Origin of the sequence: Citrobacter sp. FDAARGOS_156, from assembly GCF_001559235.2 — a bacterium.
Classification (GTDB): domain Bacteria; phylum Pseudomonadota; class Gammaproteobacteria; order Enterobacterales; family Enterobacteriaceae; genus Citrobacter; species Citrobacter youngae.
Map to the genome: position 1 here is coordinate 1406302 of NZ_CP014030.2, position 13668 is coordinate 1419969.

Genomic DNA, 13668 nt, shown 5'->3' on the forward strand with positions numbered 1-13668 from the left:
CTGATGCTGCAAATCTCTCACCTCGCAGCCAGCTACGGTGGAAAACCGGTGCTGGATGATATCAACCTGACGCTTGATAGCGGCGAACTGCTGGTGGTACTCGGGCCTTCCGGCTGCGGCAAAACCACGCTGCTAAATCTGATTGCCGGGTTTGTGCCGTATCAGCACGGCAGCATTACGCTGTCAGGTAAGAAGGTGGAAGGTCCGGGCGCGGAACGCGGGGTGGTATTCCAGAACGAAGGTCTGCTGCCCTGGCGTAACGTGCAGGATAATGTGGCCTTTGGTCTGCAACTGGCAGGGGTAGAGAAAGTGCAGCGTCAGCGTATCGCCCAGGAGATGTTGCAGAAAGTAGGGTTGGACGGTGCGGGAAAACGTTTTATCTGGCAGCTTTCTGGCGGCCAGCGCCAGCGTGTTGGTATTGCCCGGGCGCTGGCGGCCAATCCACAGCTCCTGCTGCTCGATGAACCGTTTGGTGCGCTCGACGCGTTTACCCGCGAGCAGATGCAAACCCTGCTGCTGAAGCTCTGGCATGAGACCGGCAAACAGGTGTTGTTAATCACGCACGATATTGAAGAAGCGGTATTTATGGCCACCGAGCTGGTGCTGCTCTCATCCGGCCCTGGTCGGGTGATGGAGCGTCTGCCGCTGAATTTTGCCCGGCGCTTTGTGGCTGGAGAGTCGAGTCGCAGCATTAAGTCCGATCCGCAGTTTATTGCCATGCGCGAATACGTGCTAAGTCGCGTCTTTGCGCAACGGGAGGCGTTTTCATGAGCGTAGTTATTAATGATAAACCGCGACAGCGCACGCTGAACTGGCGCTGGCCGCTTTCACGTCAGATAACGTTAAGCCTTGGTACGCTGGCCGTCATTCTGGCGGTGTGGTGGACGGTGGCAGCGCTGCAATTAATCAGCCCGCTGTTTTTGCCGCCGCCAGGGCAGGTTTTGCAAAAACTGCTCGTTATTGCCGGGCCACAGGGATTTATGGATGCCACGCTGTGGCAACATTTGGCAGCGAGCCTGGCGCGAATTGTTATCGCCCTGCTGGCCGCCGTGCTGCTGGGCGTCCCGGTTGGGATCGCGATGGGGCTGAGTCCGACGATGCGCGGTATTCTCGATCCGATCATTGAATTATACCGTCCGGTTCCGCCACTGGCCTATTTACCGCTGATGGTGATCTGGTTTGGTATTGGTGAAACCTCCAAGATCTTGTTGATCTACCTGGCGATTTTCGCGCCTGTTGCGATGTCGGCGCTGGCCGGTGTCCGCAGCGCGCAGCAGGTAAGAGTACGCGCCGCACAATCACTAGGGGCCAGCCGTGCGCAGGTGTTGTGGTTTGTTATTTTACCCGGTGCATTGCCGGAAATACTCACCGGGCTGCGCATCGGGCTGGGTGTCGGCTGGTCAACGCTGGTGGCCGCAGAGCTGATTGCCGCCACGCGAGGTTTGGGTTTTATGGTCCAGTCCGCCGGTGAATTTCTGGCAACGGATGTGGTGCTGGCGGGGATCGCGGTAATTGCCGTTATCGCCTTTATTTTAGAACTGGGTCTGCGCGCGCTTCAACGTCGTCTGACGCCCTGGCATGGAGAAGTACAATGAGTGAACGTCTGAGCATTACCCCGCTGGGGCCGTATATTGGCGCACAAATCACCGGTGCGGATTTGGCGCGCCCGCTGAGCGATAACCAGTTTGAGCAGCTTTATCACGCCGTACTGCGTCACCAGGTGGTGTTTCTGCGTGGGCAGGTGATTACGCCGCAACAGCAGCGTGCGCTGGCGCTACGTTTTGGCGATCTGCATATTCATCCGGTCTACCCGCACGCCGAGGACGTGGAGGAGATTATCGTGCTGGATACTCACAACGATAATCCGCCAGATAACGATAACTGGCACACCGATGTAACCTTTATTGACACGCCGCCTGCCGGGGCGATTTTAGCGGCGAAAGAGCTGCCATCAACCGGGGGCGACACCCTGTGGACCAGCGGGATTGCCGCTTTTGAAGCGCTCTCTGAACCGTTTCGTCAGTTGCTGAGCGGCCTGCGGGCAGAGCATGATTTCCGCAAATCGTTCCAGGAGTACAAATACCGTAAGACGGAAGAAGAGCACCAGCGCTGGCTGGACGCGGTGGCCAAACATCCCCCGTTACTGCATCCGGTGGTGCGCACGCATCCGGTAAGCGGTAAACAGGCGCTGTTTGTGAACGAGGGATTTACCACGCGGATTGTGGATGTCACGGAGAAAGAGAGCGAAGCGCTACTCGGGTTCCTGTTTGCGCATGTCACTAAACCAGAGTTTCAGGTGCGCTGGCGCTGGCAGCCTGATGATGTGGCGATTTGGGATAACCGCGTGACGCAACATTACGCCAATGCGGATTATCTGCCGCAGCGGCGCATTATGCATCGGGCCACGATTTTAGGGGATAAGCCGTTCTATCGTGCGTCGTGAGTTCCTGACCGGTGCCGATTGTAGACCGGATAAGGCGTAAACGCCTTATCCGGTCTACAAACCTAAATGCGGTCCGATATACCGCTGGTAGCGATTTGCCTTCAGATACGTTAAATCCACCAGTACCAGACCATCCACGCAGTTGTTAAAGTCCGGGTCGCTGCCAAAGTCGATAAACTGTACGCCACCTGGCTCACACACTTCGGAATATTGCTTGTAGAGTGGTGGAATACCACAACCAAGGTTGCCGAGCAGCGACTTCAGCCGCGTCAGGTCTTCACTGTAATTTTCCCCGCCAAACTGCGCCAGTGCGTCGGGTAACGAGGCCGGGTACGGTCGGCGTGACTCCGCCAGCGGATGTGTTGCCGGAAACCACAGGCGATAAAAGGCAACCAGCAAATCGCGGGCCGAGGGCGGTAGCCCACCAGAAATAGAAACCGGGCCAAACAGGTAGCGATAGTGTGGATGGCGCGCCAGATACGCGCCGATACCGGACCACAGATAGTCCAGGCCGCGGCGTCCCCAGTAGCGTGGCTGAATAAAGCTGCGCCCCAGCTCAATGCCGTGCTGGAGGATATCGTCCATCCGTTCGTCGTAATGAAACAGGCTATAGCTGTAAATGCCGTCCAGCCCGCGCTTTTCCATCTGTAGGGCGGTCGGCATAAAGCGGTAGGCACCGACGATCTCCAAATCGTCTTCATCCCACAGGATCAGATGCAGGTAGTCATCGTCGTAACTGTCGATGTCGCGGCGTTTGCCGCTACCTTCGCCTACCGCGCGGAAGGCGATTTCCCGCAGACGGCCCAGCTCACGTAGCAACGGAACCTCTTCCTGACCATTACGCTGCCATAGATAGATAACCTTACCGTCTGCTGTACGCCCCAGGCACTCGGCCTGGTGTAGCTCGCGCTTGAGCAGGGCACGGGGTTCCGGGCGAGCGATCGCGCTTTCGGTTTTAAAGACGCCCGGCCGTCCTTTTCCCAGTAGCTGAACGTGTCGGTAGCACTTGTCTGTCATTTCTCGCGGCGTAGTTTGTGGGTTGCACCATGTCGTCCACGCAATTTGCTCGCCAATGGTCACCGGCAGGTTGCTGTTCCGGCGGCGAAACATCTGCTGCATTAACAACAGCATCGGCAGGTTTTGCGATACCAGTGCGCTGGCATAAAACAGCGTGCTATTGCGTGCCTCAATCCACGCAGGTAAGAGCGGTGCGCGGTATTTGGCGGCGAGCTTAATAAAGCCGGAGTGCCATTTTTTATCGTGAATGCCGCGCCGGGTTATGCGCGAAACTTCACCGGCCGGGAAGAAGATCAGCACACCGCCGTTTTGCAACTGTCGATCCATCAGCTGTAGCGCCGCTTTAGCGGTGCGGCCATTGATATTATCCACCGGAATAAACAGCGAACTGAGCGGTTCGAGATGAGTGAGCATGCGGTTGGTGACGACTTTAACATCGCGGCGAACGCGAGAAACGGCGTATAGCAGGGCCAGGCCGTCGAGTGTGCCGGTAGGGTGGTTGGCGATGATAACCAGCGGCCCTTGTTCGGGAATTTGTTCCAGACTACGGACCGGAATTTGACAGTGAATGTTGAGATGCTCCAGCACCTGTTCGACGGTATCTAACCCTTTCAGATGGCGGTGACGAGCGGCAAACTGTTGGAATTCCTCTTCATGTAACAGTTTTCTCAGCACTTTTTTTTGCCACGGGGCGGGCCTCGCCTCTGGCCACAGGTCGTCGATGACATTGTCGAGACTAAACATAGCGGCTCCTCCTCTGTCCTTTTGTGACAGTAGAAGGGCGATGTGTCGGTTAGATGGCGGTTTGGTGACGTTTTATGATAAAACGCCCCGCAGTGCGGGGCGTTGAAAGGAATTAACGCAGGATTTTTTTCTCAGCCAGATCGAGTGCGAAGTAGCTGAAAATCAGATCCGCGCCAGCGCGCTTGATCGAGCCTAAGCTTTCCAGCACCACTTTCTCTTCATCTATGGCACCCGCCAGCGCCGCGAATTTGATCATCGCGTATTCACCGCTGACTTGATAAGCGCCAATCGGCAGCTCGGTGCGCTCGCGGATATCGCGCAGAATATCGAGGTATGCGCCAGCCGGTTTGACCATCAGGCAGTCTGCGCCCTGGGCTTCATCCAGCAGCGATTCGCGGATCGCTTCCCGACGGTTCATCGGGTTCATCTGATAGGTTTTACGATCGCCTTTCAGCGCGGTGCCTGCGGCTTCACGGAACGGGCCGTAGAAAGAAGAAGCAAATTTGGTGGAGTAGGACATGATCGCCGTATCGGTGAAGCCCGCGGCGTCCAGCGCCTGGCGAATCGCCTGCACCTGGCCGTCCATCGCGGCGGAAGGCGCGATGAAGTCAGCACCCGCTGCGGCAGCAACCACCGCCTGCTTGCCAAGATTGGCCAGGGTTAAATCGTTATCCACGCCGTGCTCGCATAATACGCCGCAGTGACCGTGCGAGGTGTATTCACAGAAGCAGGTATCGGACATGACAATCATTTCCGGCACGGTCTGCTTACAGATACGCGACATGCGCGCCACCAGACCGTCTTCTTTCCATGCATCGCTGCCGGTGTCATCGGTGTGGTGGGAAATACCGAAGGTCATGACTGAGCGGATGCCTGCATTAGCAATGCGTTCAATTTCGCGTGCCAGATGCTTCTCTGGAATGCGCATCACGCCTGGCATGGCCTCGATGGCTTTGTAATCGTCGAGTTCTTCTTCAACAAAGATCGGCAACACCAGGTCATTTAAGCTCAGTGTTGTCTCTTCAAACATAGCGCGCAGCGCAGGTGATTTGCGCAGGCGGCGAGGGCGTTGGATTAGGTCTGTCATGGTATGCCTGATGTTTGTGAAATCGAAGGCCGTAGTATACCCGAACCTGAGGGCGGGTGGTTTACGAAAGTTGGCTTTATATTTGGATTTCCCGTGGCGAAAGGCTGAATCATTAGAGCAATTTATTTATATTCATTATTTTGTTTGTTTTTGCTTTTATTATTTTAAATGTTGATGGATTTATTTGTTTATCACGTAACATAACTCTAGCCTATTTATTTTTTATTTGTTTGAGTATTGGGTGGATTATTTGATAATTATATGCGTTAGATGTTGTGTGTTTTATATCTTGTTGAAAATATTTGTATTTTTGTTTTATTGTTAAGACCTGGTTAATTCATGATGTTGTCCGATTTCGGACAGTGAGCAAAGAATAATTGAACCTTTCCGTTGTGAAACAGCATAATCGGCCCTGCGAAACATAAAATGTTTTCTTTGCATTGATAATTGATGGATCAACTATATTACGTCCCTGAGGAGGGATGACAAATGCACATCTGGAAAAAGAAACTTGTAGTCTCACAATTAGCATTAGCCTGCACTTTGGCAATCACTTCTCAGGCGAATGCTTCAACCGATATTTCTGGAACCACGTACACAACGTTCACCCATTATAATGACGCATCTTATGCCGATGGTGTTTACTACGATGGGTATGTCGGTTGGAACAATTACGAAGCTGATAGTATTTATAACGGTGATATTTATCCAGTAATCAATAACGCTACTGTTAACGGCGTTATTTCTACTTATTATCTGGATGATGGACTATCTACTAACAGCAATAACAACAGCCTGACGATTAAAAATAGTACCATTCACGGTATGGTGACTTCCGAGTGTATGACCACGGATTGTACTAACCGTACGGGTACCGACTATTACTATGATCGTTTGGCGATGAACGTCATCAACTCAACTATCGATGACAACTACGAACATTATACCTACAACGGTACCTATAACGATGCGGCTGATACGCACGTTGTCGACGTTTATAACCTGGGTACGGCTATCACGCTGGATCAAGAAGTTGATCTGTCTATCTCCAACAACTCTCACGTTGCGGGTATTACGCTGACTCAGGGTTATGAGTGGGAAGACATTGACGATAACACCGTCAGCACTGGTGTAAACAGCGGCGAAGTATTTAATAATACTATTGCTGTTAGCGATTCTACCCTGACCTCTGGTTCATGGTCTGATGAAGGTACTTCCGGCTGGTTTGGTAATACCAGCAATGCAAGCGATTACAGCGGTTCTTATACTGCTGATGATGTTGCATTGGCTGTTATTGCACATCCAGATGCCGATAACGCGATGCAGACGACTGCCACGTTTAATAATTCCACGTTGATGGGTGATGTTCTGTTCTCCAGCAACTTCGATGAGAACTTCTTCCCGAACGGCGCTGATACTTATCGTGATACTGATGCCGACCTGGATACCAACGGTTGGGATGGTACTGACCGTCTGGATCTGACCCTGAACAACGGCAGTAAGTGGGTGGGTGCGGCAATGTCCGTACATCAGGTTGATGCTGATGGCGACGGTGTTTACGACAGCTATGCAGCAGGCACAGAAGCTACCGCGACGCTGATTGATATTGCAGCCAATAGTCTGTGGCCTGATTCAACCTACGGTATTGATAGCGACACGACCTCTTATGACGAAAATGGTCATGTGGTTGGCAACGCTGTTTACCAGAGCGGTCTGTTCAACGTCACGCTGAACGGCGCATCACAGTGGGATACCACCAAAACCTCTCTGATTGACACACTGAGCATTAACAGCGGTTCCGTCGTGAATGTGGGTGATTCTACCCTGATTTCTGACACCATCTCTCTGATCGGTGCTTCTGCCCTGAACATCAACGAAGATGGCCATGTTGCGACCGATACCCTGTCTATTGACAACAGTACCGTCACGATTGCTGATGATGTTGCTGCTGGCTGGAGTGTAGGTAGTGCTGCACTGTATGCCAACACCATCAACGTTACCAACAACGGTATTTTGGATGTGGGTAACAGCACAGGTGATGCACTGCAGGTTGATACGCTGAACCTGACCAGCTACACCGATGCTTACAACCATGTTAATGCGGGTGTTTTCGACATCAACAGCACTAACTATGTGTTGAATGCTGACCTGACCAACGATCGTACTAACGACAAAACTCAGGCTAACTACGGTTATGGCGTAATCGCAATGAACTCTGATGGTCATCTGACTATCAACGGTAACGGCGATTCCGACACCTCCTACGATCAATCTGAAGTTGATAACTATGGTGACCACGTAGCGGCAGCAACCGGTAACTATAAAGTGCGTATCGATAACGCGACTGGCGCTGGTTCTGTTGCTGATTACAAAGGTAACGAGCTGATCTACGTTAACGACACCAACAGCACTGCAACCTTCTCTGCAGCTAACAAAGCTGACCTCGGCGCTTACACCTATCAGGCGCAGCAGCAGGGTAACACCGTTGTTCTGCAGCAGATGGAGCTGACCGACTACGCAAATATGGCTCTGAGCATCCCGTCTGCTAACACCAATATCTGGAACCTGGAACAAGACACTGTTGGTACTCGTCTGACTAACGCACGTCATGGTCTGGTTGATAACGGTGGCGCATGGGTAAGCTACTTCGGTGGTAGCTTCGATGCGGATAACGGCACCATCAACTACGATCAGGATGTTAACGGCATCATGGTCGGTGTTGATTCAAAAATTGATGGTAACAACGCCAAGTGGATTGTCGGTGCAGCAGCAGGCTTCGCGAAAGGTGATATGAGCGACCGTACCGGTCAGGTGGATCAGGACAGCCAGACTGCCTATATCTACTCTTCTGCTCACTTTGCCAACAACATCTTTGTTGACGGTAACTTAAGCTACTCCCACTTCAACAACGATCTGTCTGCTAACATGAGCAACGGTCAGTATGTTGACGGCAGCACCTCTGCTGATGCCTGGGGCTTTGGCTTGAAACTGGGTTATGACCTGAAACTGAGTGACGCAGGGTACGTAACGCCTTACGGTAGCGTATCCGGTCTGTTCCAGTCTGGTGATGACTATAAGCTGAGTAACGACATGAAAGTTGATGGTCAGTCTTATGACAGCATGCGTTATGAACTGGGTGTAGATGCAGGTTATACCTTCGCCTACAGCGACGACCAGGCGCTGACCCCGTACTTCAAACTGGCCTACGTTTACGACGATTCTAATAACGATGCTGACGTAAACGGTGACTCTATCGACAACGGCGTAGAAGGTTCTGCGGTACGTGTTGGACTGGGTACTCAGTTCAGCTTTACCAAAAATTTCAGTGCGTACACCGATGCTAACTACCTCGGCGGAGGTGATGTCGATCAAGACTGGTCTGCAAATGTAGGTGTTAAATATACCTGGTAAGAGCCTTTTTGCAGAGAAAATAAGGTAACTTACTCGTAATAATGCCCGTCACGGATTTGACGGGCATTTACTGCAAGGAGTGCGCACATGCTATCTACAAATAAACCGCTGGTGGAATTTGGGATGTTGGATAAATGTTTGTCTAAGTATGGCGAACATTTCGAATGTGATAGTAAAAAACAAATTATATATTCCCATGATATAGATGGTGATGACACTTTTATCATTTTAAGTGGTGTTGTTTCCCTGCGTAGAGGGGAAAACGTGCTGGTCGGGATTGCACAGGCGCCTTTTATTATGGGCCTTTCTGATGGCGTGATGAAAACAGATGTACAATACAGATTAATGACCGAAAGTAATTGTACGGGATATCATCTTCCTGCCTCACAAACAATTAATATCATTGAACAATACCAGCTTTGGCGGGAAGCTTTTTGCTGGCTGGCATGGCAAAACGCCATGCTCGAATTGCGCGATCTGCAGTTGATCGGTAACAACTCCTACGATCAGATTCGCGCCACGTTGATCTCCATGACGAAATGGGACGAGGTTCTGCGTTCGCGTATCGGCGTCATGAACTATATTCACCAACGTACACGAATTTCACGCTCAGTTGTCGCTGAGGTTCTCGCAGCATTGCGTAAAGGTGGATATATTGAAATGAATAAAGGCAAACTGGTGAGTATTAACCGTTTGCCTTTTGAGTATTGAATCAGGAGGCGGGGATCACTTGCGGTTTGTTGCCGCTCAGTTCGCTCACCAGATTGTTGATCCCGTCGCTCATATTGGTAAAGCGGGTCAGCGGGGAGCGGGTTACCACGACAAAGGCCCCGACGTTTTGCTGTGGGATCATCGCCATATAAGTAATGAAGCCACCGCCGCCACCGGTTTTTTGAATAATTCCTGGACGCCCATTCTTCGGCGCCATATAGACCCAGCCCAAACCTAGCGCATCGGCTCTGCCCGGAACATCCATCCCTATCACTTTGGTTAACTGCGTACGCTGATAAATCAGCGTCTGCATCCGGTCGGCCTGCTGGCTACGATGATAAAAATCAGAGGAGAGATACTGTTGCATCCAGCGCATCATATCGCCGGGCGTAGAATAGACGCCACCGCTGCCCATGGCCGCCAGCGTATTGTTACACGGGCTGGCGCCTTTTTCCGCGACCATCAGGCGTGCGCACTGATCGGGGGACGGGGTAAAGGTGGTGTCTTTCATCCCGAGCGGTCGGGTGATTTTCTCTTCAAACAACTGCGGATAAGGTTTGCCGGACGCGGTTCCCAGCGCATCGGCCAGCAGGTCAAACGCCAGGTTCGAATAGGAAGCCTGCGAGCCAGGTGCGGCTTTTAGCGTTGCGGTAGAGAGATAGCTCCAGCGCTGTTCGCGAGTCGGCCAGACAAAGACCGGGCGTTTTGCCGCGCCGCCAGGCTGCTCGCGTGGCAGTGCGCTGGTGTGCGTCGCCAGATTCACCAGCGTGATAGGCGTTCCCTGATATGTCGGAACGCGTGCGCCTGGTGGTGCATATTTACTCAATGGATCGTTGAGTTTTACTGTGCCCTGATCGAGTAATTTCACTAACATTTCGCTGGTCATTAATTTGGTCAACGACGCGATGCGAATAACGGAATCCAACTGCGGGTGAACATTATTGCCGGGGCGCGTTTCACCAAAGCTACGAAACACGCGCTGATTACCATCAATCACCACAAGCGCCATCCCCGTAGCGCCGCTGCCGTAGAAAATATGATCGGCATACCGGTCGACGATGTCAGAGGCAAAGACGGGATCGGTTATAGGCTGTGCCGCCTGGACAGATGTCAATGACGCCGCACACAGCGCGGCAGAAAAAAGCAGACTACGTTTCAACGGTGGTGTCCATGAGTTAGAGGAAATAAAAGATGACGTGCGTATGCGTATTTATACTACTCGTTGGCATATTGCAAAGCGCTTATCAGCCAATGATAGTGGGAAAAACGTAACGATGAGTAAACGTGGGCTTTTCCCGGAGAGTGGATGTTCGCTTTTGTGATCTCACGCTGCAATAATCTGAACATGCCGGAGCGCTGTCGGTGTGAAAACCGCAGAAACAATTCTACAAAACCAGATAGCGAACTAAGTGCGCCGGTTCTGGTCACAATTGTCGGTTTCAGCTTGTGTTTATTGGGCGTAAGCCGTCTTGCCGCGGTAAACCACCGTGGCAAATGCACAGCAGTCGTCATAACGATAAGAAGTTAGCAGGAGAGCACTATGTTTAAGTCTTTTTTCCCAAAGCCGGGGCCGTTCTTTATTTCGGCATTTATTTGGGCACTGGTCGCTGTTGTATTTTGGCAGGCTGGCGGGGGAGCCTGGGTTGCACAGATTACCGGCGCATCGGGGAATGTACCGATTAGCGCAGCGCGATTCTGGTCGCTGGATTATCTGATTTTTTATGCATACTACATTCTGTGCGTTGGCGTGTTTGCGCTGTTCTGGTTTATCTACAGTCCGCACCGCTGGCAGTACTGGTCGATACTCGGTACCTCGCTGATTATCTTCGTCACCTGGTTTCTGGTTGAAGTCGGCGTCGCCGTCAATGCGTGGTATGCCCCGTTCTACGACCTGATTCAAACCGCACTCAGCACACCGCATAAGGTGAAAATTGAGCAGTTCTATCAGGAAGTGGGGATCTTTCTCGGGATTGCGCTGATAGCCGTCGTCATTGGCGTGATGAACAACTTCTTCGTCAGTCATTACGTCTTCCGCTGGCGTACCGCGATGAACGAACATTATATGGCGCACTGGCAGCATCTGCGTCATATCGAAGGTGCGGCGCAGCGTGTGCAGGAAGACACCATGCGTTTCGCTTCCACGCTGGAAGACATGGGCGTGAGTTTTATTAACGCGATTATGACGCTGATTGCCTTCTTGCCGGTACTGGTTACGCTTTCTGCGCATGTCCCGGATCTGCCGATTGTTGGATATATTCCTTACGGTCTGGTGATTGCTGCGATTGTCTGGTCGTTGATGGGGACCGGGCTGCTGGCCGTGGTGGGGATCAAACTGCCTGGGCTGGAGTTCAAAAATCAGCGGGTGGAAGCGGCGTACCGTAAAGAGCTGGTGTACGGTGAAGATGATGGTAATCGCGCGACGCCGCCGACGGTTCGCGAGCTGTTCCACGCGGTGCGTCAAAACTACTTTCGCCTCTATTTTCACTATATGTACTTCAATATCGCCCGTATTCTTTACCTGCAGGTTGATAACGTTTTCGGCTTGTTCCTGCTGTTTCCATCGATTGTTGCCGGTACGATTACGCTCGGTCTGATGACGCAAATCACCAACGTGTTTGGTCAGGTACGCGGCTCGTTCCAGTATTTGATTAATTCGTGGACAACGCTGGTTGAGCTGATGTCTATCTATAAGCGTCTGCGCAGCTTCGAACGTGAACTGGATGGTCAGGAAATTCAGGCTGTTACCCATACGCTTAGCTAACAAAAGGAGATGTTATGCCGACGGTTTCCCGTCTTTACCCCTGGTCTGGTCTGGCGGCGTTGGTGCTGGTGGGGTGTAGTAGCCAACCCGCGCAGCCATTAAAAAAAGGGGAGAAAGCTGTCGATGTGGCGAGCGTGGTGCGGCAAAAAATGCCTGCCAGTGTGAAAGACCGGGACGCGTGGGCGCAGGACCTGGCGAAAACGTTTGAAAGCCAGAAGCTGGCGCCGACGGTTGAAAATATCTGTTCGGTGCTGGCCGTGGCGCAGCAGGAGTCCAACTATCAGGCCGATCCGGTTGTCCCGAATTTAAGCAAAATAGCCTGGAAAGAGATTGACCGTCGCGCCGAGCGTATGCATATTCCGGTGTTTTTGGTTCATACCGCACTGAAGATTAACTCGCCAAATGGGAAAAGCTACAGCGAGCGTCTGGATTCAGTGAAGACGGAAAAGCAGCTTAGTGCCATTTTTGATGATTTCATCAATATGGTGCCGATGGGACAGACGTTGTTTGGTTCGCTCAACCCGGTGCATACCGGGGGGCCGATGCAGGTCAGCATTGCGTTTGCCGAACAGCATACTTCCGGGTATCCGTGGAAAATGGAAGGAACGGTACGTCAGGAAGTCTTTACCCTGCGCGGCGGACTCTGGTTCGGCACGTATCACTTGCTGAATTACCCGGCGAACTATAGCGCGCCTGTCTTCCGTTTCGCGGATTTTAATGCGGGATGGTATGCCAGCCGTAATGCGGCGTTTCAGAATGCCGTCAGCAAAGCCAGTGGTGTGAAGCTGGCGTTGGATGGGGATTTGATTCTCTACAACAGCAAAGAACCGGGTAAAACGGAGTTGGCGGTACGCAAGCTTGCCGGGAAGCTGGGGATGAGTGAGAGCGATATCCATCGTCAGTTGCAAAAAGGCGACAGCCTGGCCTTCGAGGAGACTGCGCTGTACGAGAAGATGTATAAGCTGGCGGAAGCGAAGGCTGGAAAAACGTTACCACGGGAAATGCTGCCAGGTATTCAACTGGAAAGCCCGAAGATTACGCGTAATTTGACCACGGCATGGTTTGCTAAACGCGTGGACGATCGTCGGGCGAAGTGTATGGGTCAGTCATCGTTGTGATGACGATGGCGCCAGCGCACCACCGCCGCGATGACGCCAAGGATAAGGCAGCCTGTGAGGAAGGGAATCAGTCCAAACAGGGTGCCGACGCCTAAGCCAATTTCAACGCGTGGGCGTCCGGTCTCTTGCATCTGTAGCTGCATCAGTTCTTCATAGATACCGGGCGCATGGGCTAACAGATTTAAAACCTGAGCCCCGGCCCAGAAGCAAAACAGCACAAAAACGGCATACGCAATGTTTCCGGGCAGAGAGGAGGTATCTCGATGCTTGCCCTTAAACAGGGATTTTGAGAGCGTAAAATCAGCCATAGGGACCTCCAGAGATATCCTGCGTTGTCGATGCCATACCAGTAACTGACAGTGAGTCTGACAGGTGA

The 13668-nt window shown here is 52.2% G+C and carries 11 protein-coding genes; 7 read left to right on the forward strand and 4 right to left on the reverse strand.

Features of this window, described 5'->3' with window-relative positions; translation table 11 throughout:
• The first annotated feature begins 3 nt into the window (after positions 1–3).
• The 3 genes from tauB to tauD are packed head-to-tail and all read left to right on the forward strand — an operon-like array spanning position 4 to position 2443.
• Entirely contained in the window at positions 4–771 is a 768-nt protein-coding gene (gene tauB, locus AL515_RS06825; RefSeq protein WP_061067395.1) for a taurine ABC transporter ATP-binding subunit, read from the forward strand.
• Positions 768–1595 carry a taurine ABC transporter permease TauC gene (gene tauC, locus AL515_RS06830; RefSeq protein ID WP_061067396.1) on the forward strand — a complete coding sequence of 276 codons (828 nt, stop codon included), beginning with the start codon at positions 768–770 and terminating at the stop codon, positions 1593–1595. Before tauB ends, tauC begins: the two co-directional genes overlap by 4 nt.
• Positions 1592–2443 (forward strand): taurine dioxygenase, encoded by an 852-nt coding sequence (gene tauD / locus AL515_RS06835; protein ID WP_061067397.1) that lies wholly within the window; start codon positions 1592–1594, stop codon positions 2441–2443. The genes tauC and tauD overlap by 4 nt, the downstream gene beginning before the upstream one ends.
• A 54-nt stretch (positions 2444–2497) precedes the next feature.
• On the opposite strand, the gene AL515_RS06840 is transcribed toward tauD, so the two are convergent.
• A complete protein-coding gene (locus tag AL515_RS06840) occupies positions 2498–4204 on the reverse strand; it encodes a lysophospholipid acyltransferase family protein (RefSeq protein WP_061067398.1) in 1707 nt (568 codons plus the stop codon).
• Positions 4205–4316: 112 nt separating this feature from the next.
• Positions 4317–5291, reverse strand: coding sequence for a porphobilinogen synthase (gene hemB, locus AL515_RS06845; RefSeq protein WP_016151991.1), 975 nt, complete (start codon positions 5289–5291; stop codon positions 4317–4319).
• Positions 5292–5780: 489 nt separating this feature from the next.
• On the opposite strand from hemB, the gene ehaB reads away from it, so the two are divergent.
• Entirely contained in the window at positions 5781–8702 is a 2922-nt protein-coding gene (gene ehaB, locus AL515_RS06850) for an autotransporter adhesin EhaB (protein ID WP_061067399.1), read from the forward strand.
• Between the two features lie 87 nt (positions 8703–8789).
• Positions 8790–9413 (forward strand): hydrogen peroxide resistance inhibitor IprA, encoded by a 624-nt coding sequence (gene iprA, locus AL515_RS06855; protein ID WP_048212470.1) that lies wholly within the window; start codon positions 8790–8792, stop codon positions 9411–9413.
• Position 9414: 1 nt separating this feature from the next.
• On the opposite strand, the gene ampH is transcribed toward iprA, so the two are convergent.
• On the reverse strand, positions 9415–10572 hold the full coding sequence (ampH, locus tag AL515_RS06860; protein WP_048212469.1) for a D-alanyl-D-alanine-carboxypeptidase/endopeptidase AmpH: 1158 nt from the start codon (positions 10570–10572) through the stop codon (positions 9415–9417).
• 381 nt (positions 10573–10953) lie between these two features.
• Here ampH and sbmA point away from each other — a divergent pair, with 381 nt between their 5' ends.
• Positions 10954–12174: a peptide antibiotic transporter SbmA gene (gene sbmA / locus AL515_RS06865; protein ID WP_061067400.1), complete on the forward strand. Its 1221-nt coding sequence runs from the start codon at positions 10954–10956 to the stop codon at positions 12172–12174.
• 14 nt (positions 12175–12188) lie between these two features.
• A complete protein-coding gene (locus tag AL515_RS06870; RefSeq protein ID WP_048212468.1) occupies positions 12189–13292 on the forward strand; it encodes a DUF1615 domain-containing protein in 1104 nt (367 codons plus the stop codon).
• Here AL515_RS06870 and AL515_RS06875 read toward each other — a convergent pair.
• Positions 13277–13600, reverse strand: a complete 324-nt coding sequence (locus tag AL515_RS06875) for a YaiY family protein (RefSeq protein WP_048212467.1) — start codon at positions 13598–13600, stop codon at positions 13277–13279. The genes AL515_RS06870 and AL515_RS06875 overlap by 16 nt on opposite strands.
• Positions 13601–13668: the final 68 nt, after the last annotated feature.